22 protein-coding genes are annotated in these 26190 nt (G+C 66.2%); 10 read left to right on the forward strand and 12 right to left on the reverse strand.

The annotated features are described in order from the left end of the window. Positions 1–30 precede the first annotated feature (30 nt). Together UB43_RS22550 and UB43_RS22555 are read right to left on the reverse strand one after the other, a co-directional pair. Complete coding sequence (locus tag UB43_RS22550) at positions 31–1815, reverse strand: GspE/PulE family protein (protein WP_045215613.1); 1785 nt, start codon at positions 1813–1815, stop codon at positions 31–33. A gap of 153 nt (positions 1816–1968) precedes the next feature. After that, entirely contained in the window at positions 1969–3333 is a 1365-nt protein-coding gene (locus UB43_RS22555; protein WP_045215616.1) for an inorganic triphosphatase, read from the reverse strand. A 187-nt stretch (positions 3334–3520) separates the two neighbouring features. Here UB43_RS22555 and argE point away from each other — a divergent pair, with 187 nt between their 5' ends. Together argE and argA are read left to right on the forward strand one after the other, a co-directional pair. After that, positions 3521–4660, forward strand: coding sequence for an acetylornithine deacetylase (gene argE, locus UB43_RS22560; protein WP_045215619.1), 1140 nt, complete (start codon positions 3521–3523; stop codon positions 4658–4660). A gap of 181 nt (positions 4661–4841) precedes the next feature. Then, positions 4842–6140 (forward strand): amino-acid N-acetyltransferase, encoded by a 1299-nt coding sequence (argA, locus tag UB43_RS22565; protein WP_045215621.1) that lies wholly within the window; start codon positions 4842–4844, stop codon positions 6138–6140. 18 nt (positions 6141–6158) lie between these two features. On the opposite strand, the gene UB43_RS29645 is transcribed toward argA, so the two are convergent. From UB43_RS29645 to UB43_RS22585, 4 genes are all read right to left on the reverse strand, one after another. Next, positions 6159–6575, reverse strand: coding sequence for a hypothetical protein (locus UB43_RS29645; RefSeq protein WP_156160477.1), 417 nt, complete (start codon positions 6573–6575; stop codon positions 6159–6161). A 141-nt stretch (positions 6576–6716) separates the two neighbouring features. Then, on the reverse strand, positions 6717–8303 hold the full coding sequence (gshA, locus tag UB43_RS22575) for a glutamate--cysteine ligase (RefSeq protein WP_045215626.1): 1587 nt from the start codon (positions 8301–8303) through the stop codon (positions 6717–6719). 166 nt (positions 8304–8469) lie between these two features. Further along, complete coding sequence (locus UB43_RS22580) at positions 8470–8832, reverse strand: hotdog fold thioesterase (protein WP_045216869.1); 363 nt, start codon at positions 8830–8832, stop codon at positions 8470–8472. 36 nt (positions 8833–8868) lie between these two features. Then, complete coding sequence (locus UB43_RS22585) at positions 8869–11211, reverse strand: Tex family protein (RefSeq protein WP_045215629.1); 2343 nt, start codon at positions 11209–11211, stop codon at positions 8869–8871. A gap of 221 nt (positions 11212–11432) precedes the next feature. Here UB43_RS22585 and ompR point away from each other — a divergent pair, with 221 nt between their 5' ends. Next, positions 11433–12173 (forward strand): two-component system response regulator OmpR, encoded by a 741-nt coding sequence (gene ompR / locus UB43_RS22590; RefSeq protein WP_045215632.1) that lies wholly within the window; start codon positions 11433–11435, stop codon positions 12171–12173. A gap of 102 nt (positions 12174–12275) precedes the next feature. Continuing rightward, complete coding sequence (locus UB43_RS22595; protein WP_045215634.1) at positions 12276–13595, forward strand: ATP-binding protein; 1320 nt, start codon at positions 12276–12278, stop codon at positions 13593–13595. Here the strand turns inward: UB43_RS22595 and UB43_RS22600 are convergent. From UB43_RS22600 to UB43_RS22610, 3 genes are all read right to left on the reverse strand, one after another. Then, on the reverse strand, positions 13592–14521 hold the full coding sequence (locus UB43_RS22600) for an LD-carboxypeptidase (protein WP_045215637.1): 930 nt from the start codon (positions 14519–14521) through the stop codon (positions 13592–13594). The two genes, UB43_RS22595 and UB43_RS22600, sit on opposite strands and share 4 nt — an antisense overlap. A gap of 329 nt (positions 14522–14850) precedes the next feature. Beyond that, the gene (rimK, locus tag UB43_RS22605) at positions 14851–15756 is read right to left on the reverse strand and encodes a 30S ribosomal protein S6--L-glutamate ligase (RefSeq protein ID WP_045215639.1); all 906 of its coding nucleotides are present in this window, start codon (positions 15754–15756) and stop codon (positions 14851–14853) included. Beyond that, a complete protein-coding gene (locus tag UB43_RS22610; RefSeq protein WP_256205346.1) occupies positions 15753–16196 on the reverse strand; it encodes an ATP-dependent zinc protease in 444 nt (147 codons plus the stop codon). The genes rimK and UB43_RS22610 overlap by 4 nt, the downstream gene beginning before the upstream one ends. 133 nt (positions 16197–16329) lie before the next feature. Between UB43_RS22610 and UB43_RS22615 the strand changes: the two genes are divergently transcribed. Further along, the gene (locus tag UB43_RS22615) at positions 16330–16722 is read left to right on the forward strand and encodes an RNA-binding S4 domain-containing protein (RefSeq protein WP_045215645.1); all 393 of its coding nucleotides are present in this window, start codon (positions 16330–16332) and stop codon (positions 16720–16722) included. Here the strand turns inward: UB43_RS22615 and UB43_RS22620 are convergent. Together UB43_RS22620 and UB43_RS22625 are read right to left on the reverse strand one after the other, a co-directional pair. After that, on the reverse strand, positions 16713–17360 hold the full coding sequence (locus tag UB43_RS22620) for an HAD-IA family hydrolase (RefSeq protein WP_045215646.1): 648 nt from the start codon (positions 17358–17360) through the stop codon (positions 16713–16715). The genes UB43_RS22615 and UB43_RS22620 overlap by 10 nt on opposite strands. A 149-nt stretch (positions 17361–17509) precedes the next feature. Continuing rightward, positions 17510–18310 carry a phosphatase PAP2 family protein gene (locus UB43_RS22625; RefSeq protein WP_045215648.1) on the reverse strand — a complete coding sequence of 267 codons (801 nt, stop codon included), beginning with the start codon at positions 18308–18310 and terminating at the stop codon, positions 17510–17512. Between the two features lie 118 nt (positions 18311–18428). Here UB43_RS22625 and hslO point away from each other — a divergent pair, with 118 nt between their 5' ends. From hslO to UB43_RS22640, 3 genes are all read left to right on the forward strand, one after another. Beyond that, on the forward strand, positions 18429–19322 hold the full coding sequence (gene hslO, locus UB43_RS22630; protein WP_045215650.1) for an Hsp33 family molecular chaperone HslO: 894 nt from the start codon (positions 18429–18431) through the stop codon (positions 19320–19322). A 168-nt stretch (positions 19323–19490) separates the two neighbouring features. Next, entirely contained in the window at positions 19491–21032 is a 1542-nt protein-coding gene (locus tag UB43_RS22635) for a phosphoenolpyruvate carboxykinase (RefSeq protein WP_045215652.1), read from the forward strand. Positions 21033–21221: 189 nt separating this feature from the next. After that, a complete protein-coding gene (locus UB43_RS22640; RefSeq protein WP_045215654.1) occupies positions 21222–23168 on the forward strand; it encodes an ATP-dependent DNA helicase RecQ in 1947 nt (648 codons plus the stop codon). Positions 23169–23208: 40 nt separating this feature from the next. Here the strand turns inward: UB43_RS22640 and UB43_RS22645 are convergent, their stop codons facing one another. Further along, positions 23209–23619 (reverse strand): hypothetical protein, encoded by a 411-nt coding sequence (locus tag UB43_RS22645; protein WP_045215657.1) that lies wholly within the window; start codon positions 23617–23619, stop codon positions 23209–23211. A 246-nt stretch (positions 23620–23865) separates the two neighbouring features. On the opposite strand from UB43_RS22645, the gene UB43_RS22650 reads away from it, so the two are divergent. Then, positions 23866–25365, forward strand: coding sequence for an NAD(P)/FAD-dependent oxidoreductase (locus tag UB43_RS22650; RefSeq protein WP_045215659.1), 1500 nt, complete (start codon positions 23866–23868; stop codon positions 25363–25365). A 145-nt stretch (positions 25366–25510) separates the two neighbouring features. Continuing rightward, complete coding sequence (locus UB43_RS22655) at positions 25511–26113, forward strand: nitroreductase family protein (protein WP_045215662.1); 603 nt, start codon at positions 25511–25513, stop codon at positions 26111–26113. Positions 26114–26190 lie beyond the last annotated feature (77 nt).

A 26190-nucleotide genomic window follows, 5' to 3' on the forward strand; every position in this document is an offset into this window, starting at 1 on the left:
GGAGTTTTCCTAAGGCGCCTGACCAGCGGCCTACTTCTGCTCGCTTTGCGGGGTGACCCGCATGACTTCCTCGATGGTCGTCAGGCCGGCGGCGACCTTCTGCGCGCCGGACAGGCGCAGGCTGCGCATGCCTTCCTTGAAGGCCTGGCGGCGCAGCGGGATGAGGTCGGTGTCGGCGGTGATCAGTTCCTTCAGCGACTCGGTCAGCAGCATGATCTCGTACACGCCGGCGCGTCCGCGGTAACCGGTGTCGCGGCATTCCAGGCAGCCGACGGCCTGCTGCGCACCGGTGGGCAGCGGTGCGTTCCAGGGACGGGTGACTTCCTGCCAGTCCTCCTCGTGCAGTTCCATCGGCGCCTTGCAGTGCGGGCACAGGGTACGCACCAGGCGCTGGGCCATGACGCCGAGCACGGTGGCGCGGATCAGGTAGTAGGGCACGCCCAGTTCCAGCAGGCGGGTAATGGCGGTGGGCGAGTCGTTGGTGTGCAGGGTAGAGAGCACCAGGTGGCCGGTGAGCGCCGCCTGGATCGCCATCTCGGCGGTCTCCAGGTCGCGGATCTCGCCGACCATGATGATATCCGGGTCCTGGCGCAGCAGGGCGCGCACGCCGCTGGCGAACGTCAGGTCGATGTTGTGCTGCACCTGCATCTGGTTGAACGAGGGTTCGATCATCTCGATCGGGTCCTCGATGGTGCAGAGGTTCACCTCGTCGGTCGCCAGCTGCTTGAGCGTGGTGTAGAGCGTGGTGGTCTTGCCCGAACCGGTGGGCCCGGTGACCAGGATGATGCCGTTGGGCTGGCTGGTCATGCTCTCCCAGCGGCGCAGGTCGTCGGGGGAGAAACCGAGCTGGTCGAAGCTCTTGAGCAGCACCTCGGGGTCGAAGATCCGCATCACCATCTTCTCGCCGAACGCGGTGGGCAGGGTCGACAGGCGCAGCTCCACCTCGGCGCCTTCGGGGGTCTTGGTCTTCACCCGGCCATCCTGCGGCTTGCGCTTCTCGGCAACGTTCATCCGGCCGAGGGACTTCAGGCGGCTGACCACCGCCATGCTGACCTGTGGCGGAAACTGGTAGACGTTGTGCAGCACGCCGTCGATGCGGAAACGCACGGTGCCCTGCTCGCGGCGCGGCTCGATATGGATATCGCTGGCGCGCTGCTGGAAGGCGTACTGGAACAGCCAGTCGACGATGGTGACGATGTGCGCGTCGTTGGCATCGGGCTCCTGGTCGGCGGCCCCCAGGTTGAGCAACTGTTCGAAGTTGCCGACGCCGCTGATCTTCTGGTCCTGTGAACTGGCGCCGGTCACCGACTTGGCGAGGCGGTAGAACTCCACGGTGAAGCGCTGGATATCCACCGGGTTGGCGACCACGCGCCTGATCGGGCGCTTGAGCACGTGGGTGAGGTTGCTCTCCCAGGCGTGTACGAAGGGTTGCGCGCTGGCGATGGTGACTTCATCCGGCGCCACCGCGACCGCGAGGATCTGGTGGCGCTGGGCGAAGGCGTAGGACATCAGCGGGGTGATCGCGGCGACGTCGATCTTCAGCGGGTCGATGCGCAGGTAGGGCTGCCCGGAAAAGTCCGCCAGCCACCGCACCAGGGTGTCCAGGTCCAGCTTATGCCCCGGCCGCTGGCGGTCCGCGACCTGCTGCGCAGCGAGGAATTCCAGCGGGTGCTGCTGGTTCTTCACGGCGCTGCGGCGGATTGCCAGGCACTGCTCGGCATCATCCTGGGCGACGCGGCCCTGGGTGACCAGCTCGCGCAGGATGTCGCCCAGGTCGAGCGGGCGGTCCTGGGCGGATGGGGCAAAGACGGACATCGGAACTCCTGTTGGTCTCGCAGTGCGGCGCTGCAGCGAAGCTTTCTGTAGGAGCGAGCTTGCTCGCGAACAGAGTCGGCACTGTGCCAGGTCGGGTTCGCGAGCAAGCTCGCTCCTGCAATGGGCGTCAGTACGCCGCCGATTGCCTGAAGCTTATTTCAAAAGCGCCTTCCACGGCTTGAGGGTCAGCACAGTATGGGCCTGGGCCGCGAGGGCATCCAGGCGCCCCTCGGCGTCGGGAGTGACGAGCAGCTCCTGCAGCTTGGCCAGTTCGCCGTACAGGCGGTCGGTTTCCGGCAGCTCCAGCACGCCGCGCGCCAGGCGCAGCCAGACCAGCATGCGCTGCAGGCGCGGCAGTTGGTCGGCGAGCACTTCGGGCAGTTGCTGGGCGCGTTGCAGCGGCATGGCCTGGGCCTCTTCGGCCAGGGTGCGCTGCAGCCACTTGCCGACGGCGGAGCCGCCCAGGCGGTTGGCGCGTTCGTTGCGCTCGGTGGTCCAGGCCTTGCCCAGCAGCCAGCGCGAGGTGCTCAGGGAGAACTGACCCCAGCGCACGTTGGCCAGTTCCTCGCGGAAGGCGGCCGGCATCTGCTGGCGCACGGCGTCGTCGTGGCGACCCTGTTCGATGCGCGGCTGCCAGTCGGCGATCAGCGCGTCGAGGGCGGCGCGCAGCTCGCGGGTGCTGGCGCGCGGCACGGCCTGGCCGAGGCTGCCGAGCAGGGCGCGCAGGTCGACCAACTGCTGCAGCCAGCTTTCCAGCAGGCTCCAGTGGCCGTTGAAACGGTATTGCTCGGCCAGGCGCTGGCTGCTGCCCAGCAGCGACCAGGACAGCGCAGCGAAGGCGCCGTCCAGCGGGGTTTCATGCAGCAGCTTCTGGGTGTCGGGCTGGATGCTGTAGCTGGCCGGGTCGAACAGGCGGTAGCCGCGCTCGGCCTTGCTGATGTCGCAGGGCATCAGCGCCAGATCGGCGGCCAGTTCGATGGCCAGTTCCAGCAGCGCCTCGGGCTCGCCCTGGCGCAGTTCCAGTTCCAGCTCGCAGATTTCCTCTTCCTGCTTGCCGGCGATGACCTTGCCCAGGTCCAGCGCGGCCTCGATCACCACCTTGGCCTTGCCGCGGCCCCAGGCGATCTCGGCGCGCTGGCGGGTGAAGTCGGTGCTGAAGATCGGCTTCAGGGTCTTCTTGTCCAGGTCCGCCAGCGCGGCCGGCCAGCACTGGTCGTCGAGTTTCTTGATATCGAGCTTGTTCTTCTCCAGGTACCAGTCCCACTCGTTGCGTTCGGACAGGCCGGCCACGCTCTGGCCGCGGGTCTTCAGGGTCTGGATGAACTGCTCGCCGTCCTTGCGCATGCGCAGCGCCACGCGGGCGCGGGCCAGGTCGCGGGCCGGGGTGTCGTAGTACTGGTTGAACAGCTCGCGGGGCTCCCAGCCGGATTTGTTGCGCTTCTTCAGCGCCGGATGATCGCGCAGGGCTTCGAGGGTCTCGCGGCTGGCGCGCAATTTGATTTCGGTTTCTTTCTGCATGGCGGGGGTCCGGTTCAGAGCGGCCGCGCCCGAATTCCCGACCTGTTGTAGGAAGGACGGAACGACGGGCGCGAAAAAGACTTCAAAGTCATGCAGTCTACAGGACTTCGGCATTCCTGCCGGGCGCCGCGAGGTTTTACCGCACCGCCGCATGGTCCATAGTGGAGTCCATCTTCTGGAGAAAGCCATGCCGTTGCCGCCGCTGAAACAACGCTTCGCCGAGCTGATCGCGATCCCCTCGGTCAGCTGCACCCAGCCTGCGCTGGACCAGTCCAACCGTCCGGTGGTCGAACTGCTGGGCAACTGGCTGGTCGACCTGGGTTTTGCCTGCGAGATGCAGCCGGTGTCGCCGGGCAAGTTCAACCTGGTCGCCACCCTGGGCAGCGGCTCTGGTGGCCTGGTGCTGGCCGGGCACACCGATACCGTGCCCTACGACGAAGCCCTGTGGAAGAGCGACCCGCTGAGCCTGAGCGAGCGCGATGGGCGCTGGTTCGGCCTGGGCTCCTGCGACATGAAGGGCTTTTTCGCCCTCGCTATCGAGGCGCTACTGCCGCTGCTGGATAAACCGTTCAAGCAGCCGCTGATCCTGCTCGCCACCTGCGACGAGGAAAGCTCCATGGCCGGAGCCCGCGCGCTGGCCGAAGCGGGGCGGCCGCTGGGGCGTGCGGCGGTGATCGGCGAGCCGACCAACCTCAGGCCGATCCGCCTGCACAAGGGCGTGATGATGGAGCGCATCGACATCCTCGGGCAGAGCGGCCATTCCTCCGACCCGAGCCTGGGGCGCAGCGCGCTGGAGGCGATGCAGGCGGTGATGGGCGAATTGCAGGGGCTGCGCCGCCAGTGGCAGCAGGAGTTCAACAACCCGCAGTTCAGCGTGCCGCAGCCGACCCTCAACCTCGGCTGCATCCACGGCGGCGACAACCCCAACCGCATCTGCGGCCAGTGTGCGCTGGAATTCGACCTGCGCCCGCTGCCCGGCATGCAGCCCGAAACCCTGCGCCAGGCCATCCGTGAGCGGCTCAAGCCGGTTGCTGAACGCCATGCCGTGAAGATCGACTACGCCCCGCTGTTCCCCGCCGTGCCGCCGTTCGAGGAACCGGCGCAGAGCGAGCTGGTGCGGCTGGCCGAAAGTCTGACCGGGCACACGGCGGAAGCGGTAGCCTTTGGCACCGAAGCACCGTATCTTCAGCAGCTCGGCTGCCAGACCCTGGTGCTGGGCCCCGGCGACATCGCCTGCGCCCACCAGCCGGACGAACACCTCGAGCTCGACCGCATCGAGCCCACCGTGGAATTGCTGCGCGGACTGATCCGGCATTACTGCCTGTAAGGGTCGTCCGCGAGACTGTTGATGAAGAGTTGCCTGTAGAGCGCCCCGATAACGGGCCCAACCTATCCAAGAGGAGAAACCTGTCGATGTGCATGCGACGACGATAACCGCGCCGCCACTGGCCGCCTTTCGGCCGCATCCGACAGATTTCCGCCCACTCGAACGACAGGCTTTTCAAGCAATGCACGACTACGTCAACTGGCTGCGCCACGCCTCGCCCTATATCAATTCGCACCGGGACTGCACTTTCGTGGTGATGCTCCCCGGCGAGGGCGTCGAAGACCCCAATTTCGGCAATATCGTCCACGATCTGGTGCTGCTGCACAGCCTCGGCGTGCGCCTGGTACTGGTGCACGGCTCGCGCCCGCAGATCGAGGCGCGCCTCGCCTCGCACGGGCTGGCGCCGCGCTTCCACCGTGGCCTGCGGGTCACCGACGCGCCGACCCTGGGCTGTGTGATCGATGCGGTCGGCAGCCTGCGTATCACCATCGAGGCACGCCTGTCCATGGACATGGCCGCCTCGCCCATGCAGGGCTCGCGCATGCGCGTGACCTCCGGCAACTTCGTCACCGCACGACCGATCGGCGTGGTCGACGGCATCGACTACCACCACACCGGCGAAGTGCGGCGGATCGACCGCAAGGGCATCAACCGCCAGCTCGACGAGCGCAGCATCGTGCTGCTCTCGCCGCTGGGCTATTCGCCCACCGGTGAAATCTTCAACCTCGCCTGCGAGGACGTGGCCATGCGCGCGGCCATCGACCTGGGTGCGGACAAGCTGATTCTCTACGGAGCCGAGCGCGGCCTGATGGACGACGCCGGCAAGCTGGTGCGCGAGCTGCGTCCGCAGCAGGTGCCGGCGCACCTGGAACGCCTCGGGACGAGCTACCAGGGCGAGTTGCTGGATGCCGCGGCCCAGGCCTGTCGCGCGGGCGTGCGGCGCAGCCATATCGTCAGCTACACCGAAGACGGCTCGCTGCTCAGCGAACTCTTCACCCGCACCGGCAACGGCACCCTGGTCGCCCAGGAACAGTTCGAACAACTGCGCGAAGCGGGGATCGAGGATGTCGGCGGCCTGCTGGAACTGATCCGCCCGCTGGAAGAGCAGGGCATCCTGGTGCGCCGTTCGCGTGAGGTGCTGGAGCGCGAGATCGAGCAGTTCAGCATCGTTGAGCGCGAGGGCCTGATCATCGCCTGTGCGGCGCTCTATCCCATCGCCGATTCCGACTCCGGCGAGCTGGCCTGCCTGGCGGTGAACCCTGAGTATCGCCACGGCGGGCGCGGCGACGACCTACTCGAACGCATCGAGCAGCGCGCGCGCAACCTCGGCTTGAAGACCCTCTACGTGCTCACCACGCGCACCGCCCACTGGTTCCGCGAACGCGGCTTCCAGCCCAGCAGTGTGGATCGCCTGCCGGCGGCGCGGGCGTCCTTGTACAACTACCAGCGCAATTCCCAGGTGTTCGAGAAGACACTCTGACGGTGACGGGCGGCGCAGTTACCGGCCGGGCCATCGCCATTGCACAGGTGTATAGAGGGTGTGGAGCTGGAGCTGCACCGGCGTGGATTTTTTCTGCCGGGCGGCTGCGCAACGATGCAGCTGTTCGCGAAGCTGGTCGGTCATCGGCGGCACTTTCAGGCTGAAATCCGGGTGGCTCAGCGGCGAGCGGGCGCTGCTGGCCCGCATGCGTGCGCTCATCAATGGAGCGAAGCGCGGTTGAGCGCAGGGGGTATCTGTACGGACTTCCCGGCTTCGCCGCTGTTGTTGGGCGTCCATCCAGCCTGACTCCCAACTGGCGGCGAGGACTTCGTGTTTCGGGCAGCGGGGTACGCGTCCGAGCAGGCTTTCGATGTAGCCCTGTTTGTAGGCGGCTTCCAGCTGATGAAGTGTCCAGGGAGGTGAAAGGGAGGACATGGGAAGGTTTCCTGCGCTGTCTGGCGCGGATCGCACCGGCTGGGCCGGGTGCGATCCGCAGGGAGCGAGAATTCTCGTCCTCGCCCTCGCAGGTTGCCGATCAGAACTCTATGAGCTGTGTGTCAGCGAATTCTTGCAGCGTCAGACACTGAGCAGGCCCAGGATGCTTGCCTGATAGGCGGCGACGAAGGTGTCGAAGTCGCCTTCGGGCTGCTTTTCGAGCTCCGCCTGCTCGGCCAGGGATTGGCTGGCCATGCTCTCGAAGCGCGCCTGTTCCGGCACCGACAACGGCTCGTTGTGCAGTGTCACGGCATGCTGGCGGCTGTAACGGAGGGCGAAGGCTTCGAAGCTCTCGCCTCGCTCGCGCATTTCCGCCAGGACCTTCGCCGAAGGCGTCAGGTTGGCATCGGCAATCTTGCCGCGCTGCTCCGCCAGGCTGTCGCTGTGCAGGTTGCCACCGTTGGCGCGGTCGAGCAGTTCGATGATCGGCGCGATGGCGTCGAGCAGGGCATTGGCCCAGTCCTTCATTTCGATCTGCTGGCCGCCGCGTTCCAGTTTCAAGCCGGGGCGCCGGCCTTCCTTGACCACCTTGAGGAAGTTGCTGGTGGCCGCGCCGCACTCGCAACCGCCCAGCGGCGGGCTGTCGGAGAGTGCGCAGTAGAGCAGGAAGGCGTCGAGGAAGCGCGCTTCGGTGACGTCGATGCCCAGCGGCAGGAAGGGGTTGATGTCCAGGCAGCGCGCCTCGACGTACTGCACGCCACGGGCCATCAGCGCCTGGATCGGGCGCTCGCCGGTGTAGGTGACGCGTTTCGGGCGGATGCTCGAGTAGTACTCGTTTTCGATTTGCAGGATGTTGGTGTTGAGCTGCACCCACTCGCCATCGACCTTGGTGCCGACCTTTTCGTACGGCGCGTAAGGCGTGCTCACCGCGCGGCGCAGGCTGTCGATGTAGCTGTCCAGGTCGTTGTAGCAGGGCGTCAGGCCGGCCTGGGCATTGTTCTGGTAGCCCAGGTCGCTCATGCGCAGGCTGGTGGCGTAGGGCAGGTAGAGGGTGTGCTCGTCGAAGACTTCCAGGCCGTGGGGGCGGCCGCGCAGGAAGCCGGCGTCCAGGGCGGGCGATGCGCCGAACAGGTACATCAGCAGCCAGCTGTAGCGGCGGAAGTTGCGGATCATCGCGATGTAGCGGTGCGACTGGAAGTCCCGCGCGCTCTTCTCGCTGCCTTCGTCCTGGCGCAACAGTTCCCAGATGCCTTCGGGCAGGGAGAAGTTGTAGTGGATGCCGGCGATGCACTGCATGGTCTTGCCGTAGCGCAGGGCCAGGCCCTTGCGGTAGACGTACTTCAGGCGGCCGATGTGCGAGCTGCCGTAGCGGGCGATCGGGATGGTCTCTTCATCCGGGAGCTCGCAGGGCATGGACGGGCTCCACAGGTATTCGCCGTCCAGCTTGCCGCTGGCGAAGCGGTGGATTTCACCCAGTTCTTCCAGGGTCTTCTCGACGCTGGTCGACGTTGGCGTGATGAACTCCAGCAGCGACTCGGAGTAGTCGGTGGTGATCTGCGGATGGGTCAGCGCCGAGCCCAGGGCGCGCGGATGCGGGGTCAGGGCGAGCTTGCCGCGTTCATCGACGCGCAGGCATTCGCGCTCGATACCGTGCAGGCACTGGGTGAGCAGGGACAGGTTGGCGGCATCGCCCAGCAGGGCCAGGCGGCGGGAAAGTTGGTCGCTCAAGTTGGAAGTCCTTCACACGGCAATCGCCCCACTATGGGGGTGGACTGGGCGGTCTACAAGGGGAGAACACAACCGGCGTGGTCGCCTGGCTTCATCGAGGCGCTGCGCCGGCGCCCGCAAATCCGGGGCTCCGGCGTACAGCATAGGTCAGTTGTCGCGGCGCGAATTACAGCTGGGCGAAGGTGCCTTGTCCCTTGGCGACCAGCTTGTCGCCCTGGTGGATGTCGGCCTCGACCACCAGCGAGCGGCGCCCGGCGTGCAGGACTTTCGCCACACAGCGCACTTCGCCCTCGGCGACCGCGCGGATGTAGTTGATCTTGCATTCCAGGGTGACGCTCTGCCGGTCGAAACCATGGGCGCTGGAGCAGGCCAGGCCCATGGTCATGTCCATCAGCGTGAAGAGCGCGCCGCCGTGCATGACGTTACCGCGGTTGCGCAGGTGCTCGGCCATCGGCAGCAGCACCTCGGCTTCGCCGTCGGCGACCCGGATCGGCTGCACGCCGAGGGTGTCGCTGAAGCGGCTGATCATCAGCTCGCGGGCGGGCATCTCGCTCATGGACCTTCCTTACTTCTTCTTGATTTGCTTGGCGTTGGCGAACAGCGAGGCCATGGCGTTGTTCGCCGGGGCCTTCTCCTGCTGGCGCGGGGCAGTGCTGCGCTCGCCACGCGGCGCGCCGTTGCCGGGGCGGCCGCCGCCGCGCGGGCCGTCGACCTTCTCGCCGGGGGTGTCGCTCATGCGCATGGACAGGCCGACGCGGTTGCGCGGGATGTCCACTTCCATGACCTTGACCTTGACGATGTCACCGGCCTTGACCACTTCGTACGGGTCCTTGACGAACTTCTCCGACAGCGCGGAGATGTGCACCAGGCCGTCCTGGTGGACGCCGATGTCGACGAAGGCGCCGAAGTTGGTGACGTTGGTCACCACGCCTTCGAGCACCATGCCGGGGGTGAGGTCCTTGAGGCTCTCGACGCCTTCCTGGAACTCGGCGGTCTTGAACTCCGGGCGCGGGTCGCGGCCGGGTTTGTCGAGTTCCTTGAGGATGTCGGTGACGGTGGGCAGGCCGAACTGCTCGTCGGTGAACTGCTTCGGGTCCAGGCGCTTGAGGAAGCCCGAGTCGCCCACCAGCGAGCGCACGTCGCGGCCGGTGTCGGCGGCGATGCGCTGCACCAGCGGGTAGGTTTCCGGGTGCACCGCGGAGGCGTCCAGCGGGTTGTCGCCGTTCATCACGCGGAGGAAGCCGGCGGCCTGTTCGAAGGTCTTGTCGCCCAGGCGGCTGACCTTGCGCAGGTCGTCGCGGGTGCGGAACGCGCCGTTGGCGTCACGGTGCGAGACGATGTTCTGTGCCAGGGTGCTGTTGAGGCCGGAGATGCGCGCCAGCAGGGCGGCGGAGGCGGTGTTCACGTCCACGCCCACGGCGTTCACGCAGTCTTCCACCACTGCATCCAGGCTGCGCGCGAGCTGCAGCTGGGACACGTCGTGCTGGTACTGGCCGACGCCAATGGATTTCGGCTCGATCTTCACCAGCTCGGCCAGCGGGTCCTGCAGGCGGCGGGCGATGGACACGGCGCCGCGCAGCGAGACGTCCAGCTCCGGGAATTCCTTCGCAGCCAGCTCCGATGCGGAGTACACCGAGGCGCCGGCCTCGCTGACCATGATCTTGGTGCACTTGAGCGCCGGGTATTTCTTGATCAGCTCGGCGGCCAGCTTGTCGGTCTCGCGGCTGGCGGTGCCGTTGCCGATGGCGATCAGCTCCACCTGGTGCTTGGCGCACAGCGCGGCGAGCACGGCGATGGTCTGGTCCCACTGGTTCTTTGGCACGTGCGGGTAGACGGTGGCGGTATCCAGCAGCTTGCCGGTGGCATCGACCACGGCGACCTTCACGCCGGTGCGCAGGCCCGGGTCGAGACCCAGGGTGGCGCGCGGGCCGGCCGGGGCGGCCAGCAGCAGGTCGTGCAGGTTGCGGGCGAAGACGTTGATCGCTTCGAGGTCGGCGCCGTCGCGCAGCTCGCCCAGCAGGTCGGTTTCCAGGTGGGTGTAGAGCTTGACCTTCCAGGTCCAGCGCACCACCTCGGAGAGCCACTTGTCCGCCGCGCGCCCCTGGCTGGCGATGCCGAAGCGTTCGCCAATCATGATTTCGCAAGGGTGGGAGGTGCCCGGCAGCTCTTCGCCGACCTTCAGGGCAACGCTCAGGATGCCTTCGTTGCGGCCACGGAAGATCGCCAGGGCGCGGTGCGACGGGGCATTCTTCAGCGGCTCGTCGTGCTCGAAGTAGTCGCTGAACTTGGCGCCTTCGGTTTCCTTGCCCGGCACCAGGCGCGCGGTCAGGGTGGCGTTGTCCTTGAGGAAGCTGCGCAGGCGATCGAGCAGCGTGGCGTCCTCGGCGAAACGCTCCATGAGGATGTACTTGGCGCCCTCGAGCACGGCCTTGGTGTCGGCGAAGCCCTTCTCGGCATCGACGAAGCGCGCGGCTTCGCTTTCCGGGGTCAGGCTCGGGTCGGCGAACAGCGCGTCGGCCAGTTCGCCCAGGCCGGCTTCCAGGGCGATCTGGCCCTTGGTGCGGCGCTTCTGCTTATAAGGCAGGTAGAGGTCTTCGAGGCGGGTCTTGGTATCAGCGAGCTTGATCTCGCGGGCCAGTTCCGGGGTCAGCTTGCCCTGTTCCTCGATGCTGGCGAGGATCGCGCCACGGCGGTCTTCCAGCTCGCGCAGGTAGCGCAGGCGCTCTTCGAGCATGCGCAGCTGGGTGTCGTCCAGGCTGCCAGTGACTTCTTTGCGGTAACGGGCGATGAAGGGGACGGTGGAGCCTTCATCGAGCAGGGCGACGGCAGCGGCGACTTGCTGCGGTTGAACGCGGCCGGAGGGCAGTGCGGAAAGCTCTTCGGCGATACGGGTGTTGATGCTGTCCATGAATCCACCTAGTGAAACCAACAAAATACGGGGCTAGGCTGCCGCGCCGTGGCGCTTGGCAGGCGTCTATGACAACGCCCCGCCGCAAAAGCGCCGCATTATACCCACGACAATTTCACCGGGCGCGCGACTGGTCGGGGAAAAATCTGCTAACAATGGACAAGCCGTGATGCGCGGCTGCTGGGCGATAATGCCCGCCGAATCAGATTCTGGGAGTTTCCATGAGCAACGCTGCCACCCTGCCCGAAGGCGAAAAGATCCTCGTGGTCGATGACGACGCGCGCCTGCGCCGTCTGCTGGAACGCTTCCTCGATGAGCAGGGTTACCGTGTCCGCGCCGTCGAAAACACCGAGCAGATGGATCGCCTGCTGGCCCGCGAGCTGTTCCAGCTGGTGGTGCTGGACCTGATGATGCCGGGCGAGGATGGCCTCTCGGCGTGCAAGCGCCTGCGCGAGTCGAACAACCAGATCCCGATCATCATGCTCACCGCCAAGGGCGACGAGACCAGCCGCATCTCGGGCCTGGAGCAGGGCGCCGACGACTACCTGGCCAAGCCGTTCAACCCGCGTGAGCTGCTGGCGCGGATCAAGGCCGTGCTGCGCCGCCAGGCGCCGCTGGTGCCCGGCGCGCCGGCGGGCGAGGACGAGATCGTCACCTTCGGCGACTACGAGCTGCACCTGGCGACCCGCGAGCTGAAGAAGGGCGAGGAAGTGCACATGCTCACCACCGGTGAGTTCGCCGTGCTCAAGGCCCTGGTGCAGCACGCCCGCGAGCCGCTGACCCGCGACAAGCTGATGAACCTGGCCCGCGGCCGCGAGTGGGACGCCCTGGAGCGCTCCATCGACGTGCAGATTTCCCGCCTGCGCCGGCTGATCGAGCCCGATCCGTCGAAGCCGCGCTATATCCAGACCGTCTGGGGCGTGGGCTACGTATTCGTGCCGGACGGCGCCGCGCGCAAGTGATTCAACCTGTAGGAGCGAGCTTGCTCGCGAACAATGCCTCGCGCCGATGCGGCTTCGCGAACAAGCGCGCTCCTACACTTCGTGCTCCCTGGTAGTCCGTTCTTGAAAACACCCCTCTGGTTCCCGCAAAGCTTCTTCGCCCGCACCCTCTGGCTGGTGCTTATCGTCGTGCTGTTCTCCAAGGCGCTGACCCTGGTCTACCTGCTGATGAACGAAGACATGCTGGTCGACCGCCAGTACAGCCATGGCGCCGCGCTGACCGTGCGCGCCTACTGGGCGGCCGACGAGAAATCGCGGGAGGCCATCGCCCAGTCCGCCGGGCTGAAGTGGGCGCCCCACGAGCAGGGGCAGCCGGAGGAAGTGCACTGGCCGTACACGGAAATCTTCCAGCGGCAGATGCGCATGGAGCTGGGCATCGACACCGAGACGCGCCTGCGCATCCACCATCCGTCGATGCTCTGGGTGCGCGCACCGACCCTGGGCGATGGCTGGATCGGCGTACCGCTCTATCCGCACCCGCTGCGTGGCCAGCAGATCTGGAGCGTGCTGGGCTGGTTCCTCGGCATCGGCCTGTTGTCCACCGCGGCGGCGTGGATCTTCGTGCGGCAGCTCAGCCAGCCGCTCAAGCGCCTGGTCTTCGCCTCCCGCGAGTTCGGCAAGGGGCGCAGCGTGCGCCTGCCGCTGGGGCAGGAAACGCCCAGCGAGATGGCCGAGGTGTACCGCGCCTTCAACCAGATGGCCGACGATGTCGAGCAGGCCGGGCGTGAGCGCGAGCTGATGCTGGCCGGCGTCTCCCACGACCTGCGCACGCCCTTGACGCGCCTGCGCCTGTCGCTGGAACTGATGCCCGACAGCGATCGCGAGATGGTCGAAGACATGGTCCGCGACATCGAGGACATGGATGCCATCCTCGACCAGTTCCTCGCCTTTATCCGCGATGGCCGCGACGAGCCGGTGGAAGAGGGTGACCTCGCCGACCTGATCCGCGAAGTGGCCGACGCCTTCAACCAGGCCGGCAACCGTGTGCGCCTGTGCCTGGAGACGCTGCCGCTGTTCCGCTTCCGCCGCGTATCGATCAAGCGCCTGCTCGGCAACCTGATCGAGAACGGCCTCAACCACGGTGGCGGCAAGGTCGAAGTGGCGGCCCACGTCGCCGGTGGCGGCGGCGCGCCCTACGTGGTGCTCAGCGTGCTGGACCGCGGCACGGGCGTCGATCCTCAGGAGCTGGAGAACATCTTCAACCCCTTCTTCCGTGGCGACAAAGCGCGCGGCGGCAAGGGCACCGGCCTCGGGCTGGCCATCGTCAAGCGCATCGCCGAACAGCACGGCGGCAGCATCGAGCTGCGCAACCGCGAGGGCGGTGGCGTGGAAGCGCGCGTCTGCCTCCCGCTGGGCCTGCTGCTGCCGCGCGACGCGCACTAATCCCAGCGCAGGGATTTGCCTTCCAGAACCGCCTGGCGCCCGTAGGGCCAGGCTCTGTTGTGTGCGCCGTGACCGCTGGGCAGCTCGTGGTAGAGCGGTACGCTCAGCTGCGCGGCATATTCGGCGAAGATTTCTTCCAGGCTGTGGGCTACGCCCTTGCGCGGGCAATCGGTGAAGGTGCCGAGGCAGATCGCGCCCAGGCGCGCGCCGTTCAGGCTGTTCAACAACTGCCAGAGGCTGCGTTCGATTCGGTAATAGGGCTCGCCGACGTCCTCGAGGATCAGGATCGCGCCATCCGGCACGTACAGTGCGCCCGCGGTGCCGGCCATGCAGGCCAGCGCGGTGAGGTTGCCGCCGATCAATTGGCCTTCTACGGCGAGTTTCGGCCCGGCGAGGTGCTGAACCGCCAGCTTGCCGGGGCCGCCCGCCAGCACATGGCTGATCGATGCCAGCGATGCCAGGCGTTCGCGCTGTTCATTGGGCGCGCTCAGCGGCTGCAGGCCGAGCCCGGTGGCGACCATGCCGTGGATCGCCGGCAGGCCCTGACGGTGGAAGGCGCTGAGCAGGATGGAAATGTCCGAGAAGCCGATCAGCGGGCGCGGTGAGGCGGCCTTCAGGCGCTGCCAGTCCAGCTGCGGAATAAGTTGCCCACAGCCGTAGCCACCGCGCAGGCACCAGACGGCACTGACATCTTCCAGCTCGAAGGCGGCGTGGAAGTCCTCCAGGCGCTGCTCCGGCGTGCCGGCCAGGTAGCGGTAGCGCGCGTCGGCGTGTTCGCCCAGGTGGTAGTCGATGCCCTGGACTTCCAGCTGGCGCAAGGTGGCTTCCAGCACCTCCTCGGCAATCGCCGAGGCCGGTGCGACCAGCGCGACGCGGCCTTCGATGGGCGACCAGGTGAGTTCGGCGTGGGGGCGGGAAGCGGGCATGTCTGTCATCCGGTTATTGCAGAGGAAACTGTAGGAGCGAGCTTGCTCGCGAAGGGTTCCGCGGGGCAATGAAGCTTGGAGCTGGAGCTGGAGCTGGAGCTGGAGCTGGAGCTGGAGCTTCGGGGGCTCGGTGCTTCATGCTGATCTGGCCGCCATGCAGCCGCTCACCCTCTCCCTGAGGGAGAGGGCTGGGGAGAGGGCAAAGCCCCATGTTGTGCTGAAGAGCGTCCTGACATCCCTGTCGTGACTACGTGCTTCTCTGGGCCCCTGCCAGGCCATCCTTGTCCTGGCGTTCGCCGGCGCAACGTATGCGTCGCGAAAGCCCCGGCTCACCCCTTGCCCTTGGTCCGCGCCAGATGCGGCCCGCCATTCTTCTCCAGGTACTCGATGATCACCCCGGCGATGTCCTTGCCGGTGGTGGTCTCGATGCCTTCCAGGCCCGGCGAGGAATTCACCTCCATGACCAGTGGCCCGTGGTTGGAGCGCAGGATGTCGACGCCGGCGACGTGCAGGCCCATCACCTTGGCGGCGCGGATGGCGGTCATGCGTTCTTCCGGGGTGATCTTGATCAGGCTGGCGCTGCCGCCGCGGTGCAGGTTGGAACGGAACTCGCCGGCCGCGGCCTGGCGCTTCATCGAGGCAATCACCTTGTCGCCGACCACGAAGCAGCGGATGTCGGCGCCGCCGGCTTCCTTGATGTACTCCTGCACCATGATGTTGTGCTTGAGCCCCATGAAGGCCTCCAGCACGGATTCGGCGGCCTTCTCCGTCTCGCAGAGCACCACGCCGATGCCCTGGGTGCCTTCCAGCAGCTTGATCACCAGCGGGGCGCCGCCGACCATCTCGATCAGGTCCGGCACGTCATCGGGGGAATGGGCGAAACCGGTTACCGGCAGGCCGATGCCCTTGCGCGAGAGCAGTTGCAGCGAGCGCAGCTTGTCGCGGGAACGGGCGATGGCCACCGACTCGTTGAGCGGGAAGACGCCCATCATCTCGAACTGGCGCAGCACGGCGCAGCCGTAGAAGGTCACCGAGGCGCCGATGCGCGGGATCACCGCGTCGAAATCTTCCAGCGGCTTGCCGCGATAGTGGATCTGCGGCTTGTGGCTGGCGATGTTCATGTAGGCGCGGAGGGTGTCGATCACCACCATCTCGTGGCCGCGTTGCTGCCCGGCCTCCACCAGCCGACGGGTGGAATACAGGCGCGGATTGCGCGACAGCACAGCAATTTTCATTGATCACCTGGAAGGGTGGCGGGAACCATGATGAGGGGTTTGTCTTGCACGTAGGTGAGGCCGGGGTTGACCACCAGTTGGCCGTGGACCAGGGCCTTGGAGCCTAGCAGCACGCGGTAGCGCATGGTCTTGCGGCAGGCCAGGGTGAATTCCACCGACCAGGCGCGGTCGCCCAGCGCCAGCAGGGTGCGGATCACGTAGCGGGTCTGGGCCTGGCCGTTGGAGCTCTTGATGGTCTTCATCGTCACCACCGGCGCTTCGCAGCGATGACGGCGCTGCACCTGGGTACCCAGGTGGGCGACGAAACGCACCCAGCTCTGCCCGTCGCGCTCGAAGGGCACGATGTCGCTGGCATGCAGGCTGGAGGTGCTGGCGCCGGTGTCGATCTTCGCGCGCAGGCCGACCATGCCCAGTTCGGGCAGGGCGATCCATTCGCGCAGACCAATTACCGACAGCTGGTCGAAAGTCTTCAAGGCTGGTGTCCCCGGCGTTTGCCGGCATTCTAGTCAGGCCGCCTGTGCCCCGCCAGCGGGGCGCGGGTACACTCTCAGACCCGCATGACGAGGTTGTGAAGTGAGCGAAAAAGACGACGACAAGGTCCGCCTGGACAAGTGGCTGTGGGCAGCGCGCTTCTACAAGACCCGCTCCCTGGCCAAGGAAGCCATCGATGGCGGCAAGGTGCATTGCCGTGGCGAGCGCTGCAAGCCGGGCAAGGAGCCGAAGGTCGGCGAGGAGTACGTGATCCGCACCGGCTTCGACGAGCGCACCGTGGTGGTGAAGGCGCTCTCCATGGTGCGCCGTGGCGCGCCCGAGGCGCAGTTGCTCTATGAAGAGACCGCCGACAGCGTGAAGCGCCGCGAGGATGCTTCGGCAATGCGCAAGGCCGGCGCGCTGGGCGTGCAGACCGACGGGCGGCCGACCAAGAAGCAACGCCGCCAGTTGTTCAGCTTCCGCGATCAGGAGTGAGGGGGCAGTTCGATCAGCAGTTTGCCGTTCGCGGCCTTCAGGCTCAGCTGTGACCAGTCCGGCACCACGGCGCGCACGCGTGGATCGAAAGCGCTGCCCGTGCCGATCTGGATTACCTGGCAGCCGGCGTCCAGCGCGCTCCGCACGCCGGCCGGGGCGTCTTCGAAGGCCAGGCAGTCCCGCGCCGCCATGCCCAGGCGCTGGGCGCCGAGCAGGTAGGGTTGCGGGTCCGGCTTGCCGGCGCTGACGTCATCGGAACCGATCAGCACATCCGGTAGCGGCAGGCCGCAGATGGCGAGGCGATCCAGGGCGATCGCGCGGCTGGCGGAGGTGACCACCGCCCAGGGCTGGCCGGTCAGGGCGCCGAGAAAACGGTCGGCGCCGCCGACGATGGACGGTTGCGCCACGTGCTCGAGTTCCAGTTCGTGCAGGAACGCCAGTTCTTCCGCCAGGTCCAGGTGCGGCGCGATGCGGCCGATCACGTCCTGCGAGCGCACGCCGTGGCAGATCGACAGCGCAGCCTCCGGCGGCAGGCCGTGGCGCTGGCACCACAGGCTCCAGATGACTTCCACGGCGGCGGTGGACTGCACCAGGGTGCCGTCCATGTCCAGCAGGATGGCGCGGGTTTCGATCAGCATGGCGGGGCGAACTCCTGGAGGGGCTCCGGTCGGGGGGAGCGATGATGCTCCATTGACCACGACGAAACGCGGAAGATCGCTGTGGGATTTATCCCGATGCTCTCGTCGAGAGCAATGGCCGGCGCGCCGGACGGGCGCCGGCCCGCGGCTCAGGCCGCGATGACGCTCAGGCGGTTGACCAGCGGAATCTTCGCGGCCAGGCGGAACAGTGGGTCGGTCCAGCGCACCAGCGCGGCGCTGCCCTTGGCGGCGAACGGGGTGAAGCAGCTCCAGGCCAGGGCCACCAGCGCCATCTGCACGCCACCGATGTAGTCGTCCTGGCCCCAGTGCGCGCCGGCTACCAGGCGCGGCAGCATGAACAGCAGCGCCAGGCCCCAGATCACCACCCACTGCAGGGCGTTGCGGGCGAACAGGGTGAGGAACAGCGCCCAGATCAACAGCACCGAGGCGTGGTCGCCGGGGAAGCTGCGGGCGGATTCGTCCTTCACTTCGAAGGGCGTGTCTTCCCACTGTGGGAAGAAGTGCTCCAGGCGCACGGCATCCGGCGCGATGCTGGAAATGCTCGCGTGCTGCCAGCCCAGCTTGTGGGCGATCTTGGCGTAGAGGATGCGCACGACCACCAGCACGAAGGCGGCGCACAAGAAGCCGAAGGTCGCCGCGCGGACCTGGGTGGCCTTGAAGATCCAGTCGCCACGGATCATCAGCAGCAGCAGGATCACCCCGACCAGCAGGTCGAACGGCCGGGTGCTGGCCACGGCCCAGGTCAGGCGCCAGGCTTCGTTGCTTGCCAGCGGCTGGTTGAGCAGGCTGAACAGGCTGAAATCGAACAGGTCCATCGCGCTGCGAGTGGGCTCCCAGAGCCACAGCAGGAGCAGGGCGAGGGCCATGAGGTGGCAGGCGATGAAGGGCTTCCAGGACCAGGTGGCTTGGAACGGCGTGGTTTTGTCCATAAAATCGATTCCCCCTTCTGACAACGGTTCCGGGTTGCCGGATACGACAAAGCGCGCTTTATAGGCCTTTGCCATCAACTTGTCATTTATTTGTGCCTATCGCAGCGTTGTGCCCAGCATGTCTCAGATCGATCAAAGTCAGCGTTTCCTGTTCGACAACACCGATGTTCGTGGTGAGCTGGTGGAGCTCGACCGCAGTTATGCCGAAGTGCTGGCCAAGCACCCCTATCCGCAGCCGGTCGCCCAGCTGTTGGGAGAAATGCTAGCCGCGGCCGCGCTACTTTGCGGCACCCTCAAGTTCGACGGCCTGCTGGTGCTGCAGGCGCGCTCCAGCGGCGCCGTGCCGCTGCTGATGGTGGAGTGCTCCAGCAACCGCGAAGTGCGCGGCCTGGCCCGCTACGACGCGGATGCCATCGGCGATACCGCCGGCCTGGCGGAACTGATGCCCCATGGCGTGCTGACGCTCACCGTCGATCCGAAGAACGGCAAGCGCTACCAGGGCATCGTGCCGCTGGAGGGCGCCACCCTGGCCGAGTGCCTCTCTACCTACTTCGCCACCTCCGAGCAGTTGCCGACCCGCTTCTGGCTCAACGCCGACAGCCGCCGCGCCCGCGGCCTGCTGCTGCAGCAACTGCCGGCCGACCGTCAGCGCGACGCCGAGTCGCGGGAAGCCAGCTGGCAGCACGTCAGCACCCTGGCCGACACCCTCACTGCCGAGGAACTGCTGGGCCTGGACAACGCTACCGTGCTGCACCGCCTGTACCATGAGGACGACGTGCGCCTGTTCGAGCCGCAGCCGCTGGTGTTCCGCTGCAGCTGCTCGCGGGAACGCTCGGCCAATGCGCTGGTCAGTCTTGGGCAGGAAGACGCCGAGCGTCTGCTGGCCGAAGAGGATGGCGAGATCGTCATCGACTGCCAGTTCTGCAACCAGCGCTACCAGTTCGACGGTTCGGACGTTGCCCAGCTGTTCTCGGGCGGCGGTAGCCAGACGCCGTCAGAAACCCGCCATTGACCGCTTCTATCTGTCCGATAGCCGAACCAATGGCGCTCTCGCCAGATCAGAGGCTGCACTTGGCCATTTCTTTTCTGGCATAATCCCGCGACTTTTTTCCGCGGTAGTGGGAATCAGAAGTCACTACGCAATGTTTGGAGGACTCGGCTTCGGCCGACGGGGACCCACATGACGCAAGCCAACAAAGCCGTTTACACCGATATCAGCGTTGCCCAACTGGTTGAAGAAGCCATTCGCCGCGGCGAAGGCGAACTCGCCGACAACGGCTCGCTCGTGGTGAAAACCGGCCACCGCACCGGCCGCTCGCCTGCCGACCGTTTCATCGTCGAAGAGCCGGGCAGCAAGGATTCCATCGCATGGGGCGCCATCAACCGTCCGTTCCCGGCCGACAAGTTCGATGCCCTGTGGGACCGTGTCCAGGCCTTCAATAACGCCCAGGACCATTTCGTTTCCCACGTCCATGTAGGTTCGGCCCACGACCACTACCTGGCCGTGAAGATGACCACTGCCACCGCCTGGCAGAACCTGTTCGGCCGCGCGCTGTTCATCGAGCCCGAGCAGTACAACCCGGCCGGCCGCGAAGAGTGGCAGGTGCTCAACGTCGCCAACTTCGAGTGCGTGCCCGAGCGTGACGGCACCAACTCCGACGGCTGCGTGATCCTCAACTTCGCCCAGAAGAAGGTGCTGATCGCCGGCATGCGCTACGCCGGTGAAATGAAGAAGGCCATGTTCGGCGTGCAGAACTACCTGCTGCCGGAAAAAGACGTGCTGCCGATGCACTGCGCCGCCAACATCGGCGAAGCCGGCGACGTGACCCTGTTCTTCGGTCTGTCCGGCACCGGCAAGACCACCCTGTCCGCCGACGAAAGCCGCTACCTGATCGGCGATGACGAGCACGGCTGGGGCGAAGGCGTTGTCTTCAACATCGAAGGCGGTTGCTATGCCAAGTGCATCGACCTGTCCGAGAAGAACGAGCCGGTCATCTGGAAGGCCATCAAGTTCGGCGCCGTGCTGGAAAACGTCGTCCTCGACGACAACCGCACTCCGGACTACGCCGATGACAGCCTGACCCAGAACTCCCGCGCGGCCTACCCGCTGGAGAACGTCGAGAAGCGTTCCGAGCAGAACCTCGGCGGCGAGCCCAACGCCGTGATCTTCCTGACCTGCGACCTGACTGGCGTTCTGCCGCCGGTGTCGATCCTGAACAACGAGCAGGCGGCCTACCACTTCCTGTCCGGCTACACCGCACTGGTCGGTTCCACCGAAATGGGTTCGGGCGGCGGCATCAAGTCGACCTTCTCCACCTGCTTCGGCGCACCGTTCTTCCCGCGTCCGGCCGGCGTCTACGCCGAACTGCTGATCAAGCGCATCAAGGCCTTCGGTTCCAAGGTCTACCTGGTCAACACCGGCTGGACCGGTGGTGGCTACGGCGTCGGCAAGCGCTTCAACATCCCGACCACCCGTGGCGTGATCGCCGCCATCCAGAGCGGTGCTCTGATCGGCGCCGAGACCGAGCACCTGGACATCATCAACCTGGACGTGCCCAAGGCCGTTCCGGGCGTCGAGACCGTCCTGCTCAACCCGCGCAACACCTGGGAAGACAAGGCTGCCTACGACGAAGCTGCCAAGGGCCTGGCCACCAAGTTCATCGACAACTTCCAGAAGTTCGACGTGAGCGACGCCATCAAGAACGCCGGCCCGCAGCTGTAAGCGAGCCTGTTCTGGAAAGAGCCGCCTTCGGGCGGCTTTTTCATTGGCGCCTGGGAGCGGTCCTGCTCCGAGGAGCTCTTCGTAGGAGCGAGCTTGCTCGCGAACAGCCCAACTCCGGTTCGCGAGCAAGCTCGCTCCTACAAAAACGGTTTCTAGGCTGGGTGGACGCCCATGAAAGGAGTTATCCGCATGCACGACACCCTCGAACGCGTCTTCGGCTTTCGCCAGTTCCGCCCTGGTCAGCAGGCGGCGGTGAGCGCGGTGCTGGCCGGGCGCTCGGCGGCGGCGATCTTCCCCACCGGCTCGGGCAAGTCGCTGTGCTACCAGTTGCCGGCACTGCTGCTGCCACACCTGACCCTGGTGGTCTCGCCGTTGCTGGCGCTGATGCAGGACCAGCTCGCCTTCCTCGCCCGCCACGGCATCGCCGCCGCCAGCGTCGATTCGGCGCAGAGCCGCGAACAGACTGCGCAGACCATGGCCCGCGCGCGTAGCGGCGAGCTGAAGGTGCTGATGATCTCGGTGGAGCGCCTGAAGAACGAGCGCTTCCGCCACTTCATCAGCGAGGTGCCGATTTCCCTGCTGGTGGTGGACGAGGCGCACTGCATTTCCGAATGGGGCCACAACTTCCGCCCCGACTACCTGAAGTTGCCGGACTACCAGAAGCAGTTCCGCATCCCCCAGGTGCTGTTGCTCACGGCCACCGCGACGCCGACGGTGATCGCGGACATGCGCAGCAAGTTCGCCATCGCCGAGGCCGACGTGGTCACCACTGGCTTCTACCGCGCCAACCTCGATCTGCAGGTGGAGCCGGTGGCCAGCGCTGCCCGCCGCGCGCGGTTGGTCCAGTGGCTGGGCGAGCGTGCCGGGCAGCCGGCCATCGTCTACGTCACCCAGCAGAAGACCGCCGAGGAAGTCGCTGCGCACCTGGCCGAACGCGGCATTCCCGCCTGCGCCTACCACGCCGGGATGGAACACCCGGAGCGCGAGGGCATCCAGCGCCGCTTCATGGAGGGCCGGCTGAACTGCATCGTCGCCACCATCGCCTTCGGCATGGGCATCGACAAGAGCGACATCCGCCAGGTGGTGCACTACGACCTGCCCAAGTCGCTGGAGAACTACAGCCAGGAGATCGGCCGCGCCGGGCGTGACGGCCAGCGCTCGGAGTGCCTGGTGCTGGCCAACCGGGACAGCCTCAACGTGCTGGAGAACTTCGTCTACGGTGACACGCCCGAGCGCGAGGGCATTCGCTTCGTGCTGGAGGAGATTCGCCAGGCGGCTGGAGATCAGGGGGGGGGCCAGTGGGAAACCATGCTGCTGCCGCTGTCGGACCAGTCGAACATCCGCCAGCTGCCGCTGAAGACGCTTTTGGTGCAGTTGGAGCTTCGCGGCATCATCGCTCCGCGTTTCTCTTATTTCGCCGAATATCGCTACAAGCTGAATATGGATCCCACCGAGCTGCTCAATCATTTCGAAGGTGAGCGTCGCCAGTTCGTCGACGCCATCCTCACCACCTCGGCGCGGGCCAGGACCTGGGCGACCCTGGATTTCGACACCCTCTACAGTCGCCATGGCGCCGAGCGCGCGCGAGTGGTGAAGGCGCTGGACTACTTCCAGGAGCGTGGCTGGGTGGAACTGGAGAGCAAGCAGATGACCGAGGTCTACTCGGTGCGCGACGCGTCCTTCACTGTGGATAAGTTGAGCGAGGAGCTGCACAGCTACTTCAAGCGCCATGAGGAAAGCGAGATCGCCCGCATCGGCGCCATGCTCGATCTGCTGGGCAGCTCGGACTGCCTGAGCTGGCGTCTCGCCCAGTACTTCGGCGACCAGCAGGCACCGAGCCGCTGCGGGCACTGCTCGGTCTGCGCCGGCCGCGTCGCCCGGCTGCCGGAACCAGCCGCGCTGCCGCCGCTGGACGGCCAGTCGCTGCACAATCGCTGCGCCGCTTTCCTGGAGAAGTACCGCAGCGCCCGAGGTCTTGCCCCCAGCGCCGACTGCGTGACGCGCTTCCTCTGCGGCATCAGCGTGCCGGCCTTTACTCGCCTGCGCGCGCGCACACTGCCGGGGTACGCGACGCTGGAGGACTATCGCTACGGGGAGGTGAAGGCCTGGGTGGCGGGCAGCCTGAACGTGGATTGAAGCGTGCGAGCGGTCGCGGCCCCCTGGCTGGACGCCGCAGCTACTTCATGACCTCTTCGGTTTCGATCTCGCTGAACCGGTTGCTGCGCAGCGTTTCCAGGATCGCGGCGATCACTCGCTCGTCCTGGACGATCCTGTCCCGCCCGAGCAGCTTGCTCAACAGGCCCCGCTTGCGCTCGACGATGATCTGCCAGGCGCCATAGTTGGGGTTATCCGGCAGCTCGTCGGAGTTTCCGCCGATGAACACATCATAGTTTCGCACGTCGTCGGACAGGTCGTGGTACCAGCCGAAATCCTCCATGCAGTGGGTGCTGCTCGTGAAGTTCTTCGCCCGGAGTTCGGCGATCAGCCAGGTGGCGATGTCCTCGCCAAAACAGCAATCGTTGATGAAGTCGGCGCCGACCACGGAGAGGTTGAATCGATCGGTTTTTGCGGTAATTGCGATTGCCATGGCAGGAGTCCTTGCAGGTGGCATGCCCCGGCAGTCTGTCCGGGGAGCGGCGTTCTGGTAACGCTGGCGGATCTAAAGTTAGCTGTTGCGTCGCGGGTTGCTAGATTTGTGGTCTATCCACGGTGGATGTGCAGTGCGAAAACCGCTGGATACCCATCCATTGGCCGGGCATGGCGCGCGGGGGCGGGGTTTAGGATGGGGCATTGATACCCGCTTGTTGGTCGAAGGTTGCCAAGGAGGTACTGCATGTCCGTCGAGCATCTGGATGTACTGATCATCGGCGCCGGCCTGTCCGGCATCGGCGCCGCCTGTCACCTGCAGAAGCAGTGTCCCGGCAAGTCCTACGCCATCCTCGAGGGCCGAGAGGCCATGGGCGGCACCTGGGACCTGTTCCGCTACCCGGGCATCCGCTCTGACTCGGACATGTACACCCTGGGCTACAACTTCAAGCCCTGGACCGACCCCAAGGCCATCGCCGACGGCCCGTCGATCCTCAACTACATCCGCGAGACCGCCCGCGAGTACCGCGTCGAGGACAAGGTGCGCTACCGCCACCGCGTGCTCAAGGCCGACTGGGACAGCGCCAGCGCGCGCTGGAACCTCGTCGTGCAGCGCGGTGACGAGGAGGAGCCCGTGCGCATGAGTGCGCAGTTCCTCTTCATGTGCACCGGCTACTACCGCTACGACGCCGGCTACACCCCGGACTTCGCCGGTCGCGAAAGCTTCGCCGGGCAGGTCATCCACCCGCAGCTGTGGCCGGAGAACTTCGACTACAGCGGCAAGCGCATCGTGGTGATCGGCAGCGGCGCCACCGCCGTCACGCTGATCCCCTCGCTGACCGACAAGGCCGCCCATGTCACGATGCTGCAGCGCTCGCCGTCCTACGTGATCACCCTGCCGGCGAAGGACCCGATCTCCAACTTCCTGCGCAACTTCCTGCCGGAGAAGTGGGTGTACCGCCAGGCGCGGGCGCGCAACGTGACCATGCAGATGATCTTCTTCATGGCTTCCAAGGCGTTCCCCGGCGCGGTGCGCAAACTCATGCTCAAGCTGGCCAACCTGCAGTTGGGCAAGGATTTCGACATGCGCCACTTCAGCCCGCGCTACAAGCCGTGGGACGAGCGCGTGTGCTGCGTACCCGATGGCGACCTGTTCAAGGCGCTGCGCCAGGGCCGCGCCTCGGTGGTCACCGACCACATCGAGCGCTTCACCGAGAAAGGCATCCTGCTCAAGTCCGGGCAGTTGCTCGAAGCGGACGTGATCGTCACCGCCACCGGGCTGGACCTGGTGATGTTCGGCGGTGCGGAACTGGCCATCGACGGCAAGCCTTTCGAGGTCACCCAGAGCATGGGCTATCGCGGCATCATGCTGCGCGACCTGCCCAACCTCGCCGCCATCGTCGGCTACACCAACGCCAGCTGGACGCTCAAGGCGGACCTGTCCAGCGAGTACTTCTGTCGCCTGATCAACCACCTGGACGCCATCGGCATGCGCCAGTGCACGCCGCGCCAGACCGACGGGTCGGTGAAGGAAGAGCCCTTCCTCAACCTCAACTCCGGCTACATCCAGCGCGCCGCCGACCGCATGCCCAAGCAGGGCGACCGCACGCCGTGGAAGCTCTACCAGAACTACGCGCTGGACCTGGCCCTGCTGCGCTTCGGCAAGGTCGAGGATGGCTACCTGAGCTTCACCTCGCCCAAGCAGCGCCAGGCCAGCGCGGTGCCGGTGGAAGCGCTGGAGAGCTGACTTCCGCGTCGGAGCCCGCCGGTCCGGGCGGGCTTCGTTCTATCGAGGCATCGGATAGACATTATCGATACGCCGCTCTGCAACGGGGCCGCCTCTCGGCTTACCATGCGCGCCATTCCCGCCCATGCCAGCCAGAGGATTTTCCATGCTGATCGAAGACGCCATCCGCAGCCGCCGTTCCATCCGCGGTTTCGACACTTCCTACGTGATGAGCCGCGAGGAGAAGGACGACCTGCTGCAACAGGCGCTGCTCGCGCCCACCTCCTTCAACCTGCAGCACGTGCGCCTGGTGGAAGTCAGCGACCCGCAGCTGCGCGCGCAGATTCGCGAAGCCGGTTGGGACCAGGTACAGATGACCGAGGCTTCGATGCTGGTGATCGTCTGCGCGCAGGTCGATAGCTGGGAGAAGAATGCCGAACGCGTGTGGGACGGCGCCCCGGTCGAGGTGAAGAACTATATGGTCGGCGCCATCGACGGCTACTACCGCGACAAGCCGCAGACCCAGCGCGACGAAGCCATGCGCAGCAGCGGCCTGGTGGCCCAGACCCTGATGCTCGCGGCCCGTGGCCGTGGCCTGGACAGCGTGCCGATGGTCGGTTTCGACTTCGATGCCGTGGGCAAGCTGATCAACCTGCCGGCCAACCACGCCATCGGCCTGATGATCGCCGTCGGTAAACAGGCGGTGGACGCCAAGCCGCGCATCGGCCGGCTGCCGCTGGAAGAAACGATCGTTCGCGATCGCTTCTGATCCCCACGAAACGCGCCTCCGGGCGCGTTTTTCGTAGCATTGGCAAACGACGACATTCCCCTGTAGGAGCGGGCCAT

It is taken from the genome of Pseudomonas sp. 21 (genome assembly GCF_000955805.1).
Taxonomy (GTDB): Bacteria; Pseudomonadota; Gammaproteobacteria; order Pseudomonadales; family Pseudomonadaceae; genus Pseudomonas.

Coding starts and splice junctions, on each gene's coding strand:
- UB43_RS22550 (WP_045215613.1), bottom strand. CDS start 1,815: ATGTCCGTCTTTGCCCCATCCGCCCAGGACCGCCCGCTCGACCTGGGC.
- UB43_RS22555 (WP_045215616.1), bottom strand. CDS start 3,333: ATGCAGAAAGAAACCGAAATCAAATTGCGCGCCAGCCGCGAGACCCTC.
- argE (WP_045215619.1), top strand. CDS start 3,521: ATGCCGTTGCCGCCGCTGAAACAACGCTTCGCCGAGCTGATCGCGATC.
- argA (WP_045215621.1), top strand. CDS start 4,842: ATGCACGACTACGTCAACTGGCTGCGCCACGCCTCGCCCTATATCAAT.
- UB43_RS29645 (WP_156160477.1), bottom strand. CDS start 6,575: ATGTCCTCCCTTTCACCTCCCTGGACACTTCATCAGCTGGAAGCCGCC.
- UB43_RS22580 (WP_045216869.1), bottom strand. CDS start 8,832: ATGATCAGCCGCTTCAGCGACACCCTCGGCGTGCAGCCGATCCGGGTC.
- UB43_RS22585 (WP_045215629.1), bottom strand. CDS start 11,211: ATGGACAGCATCAACACCCGTATCGCCGAAGAGCTTTCCGCACTGCCC.
- ompR (WP_045215632.1), top strand. CDS start 11,433: ATGAGCAACGCTGCCACCCTGCCCGAAGGCGAAAAGATCCTCGTGGTC.
- UB43_RS22600 (WP_045215637.1), bottom strand. CDS start 14,521: ATGCCCGCTTCCCGCCCCCACGCCGAACTCACCTGGTCGCCCATCGAA.
- rimK (WP_045215639.1), bottom strand. CDS start 15,756: ATGAAAATTGCTGTGCTGTCGCGCAATCCGCGCCTGTATTCCACCCGT.
- UB43_RS22620 (WP_045215646.1), bottom strand. CDS start 17,360: ATGCTGATCGAAACCCGCGCCATCCTGCTGGACATGGACGGCACCCTG.
- UB43_RS22625 (WP_045215648.1), bottom strand. CDS start 18,310: ATGGACAAAACCACGCCGTTCCAAGCCACCTGGTCCTGGAAGCCCTTC.
- hslO (WP_045215650.1), top strand. CDS start 18,429: ATGTCTCAGATCGATCAAAGTCAGCGTTTCCTGTTCGACAACACCGAT.
- UB43_RS22635 (WP_045215652.1), top strand. CDS start 19,491: ATGACGCAAGCCAACAAAGCCGTTTACACCGATATCAGCGTTGCCCAA.
- UB43_RS22640 (WP_045215654.1), top strand. CDS start 21,222: ATGCACGACACCCTCGAACGCGTCTTCGGCTTTCGCCAGTTCCGCCCT.
- UB43_RS22645 (WP_045215657.1), bottom strand. CDS start 23,619: ATGGCAATCGCAATTACCGCAAAAACCGATCGATTCAACCTCTCCGTG.
- UB43_RS22650 (WP_045215659.1), top strand. CDS start 23,866: ATGTCCGTCGAGCATCTGGATGTACTGATCATCGGCGCCGGCCTGTCC.
- UB43_RS22655 (WP_045215662.1), top strand. CDS start 25,511: ATGCTGATCGAAGACGCCATCCGCAGCCGCCGTTCCATCCGCGGTTTC.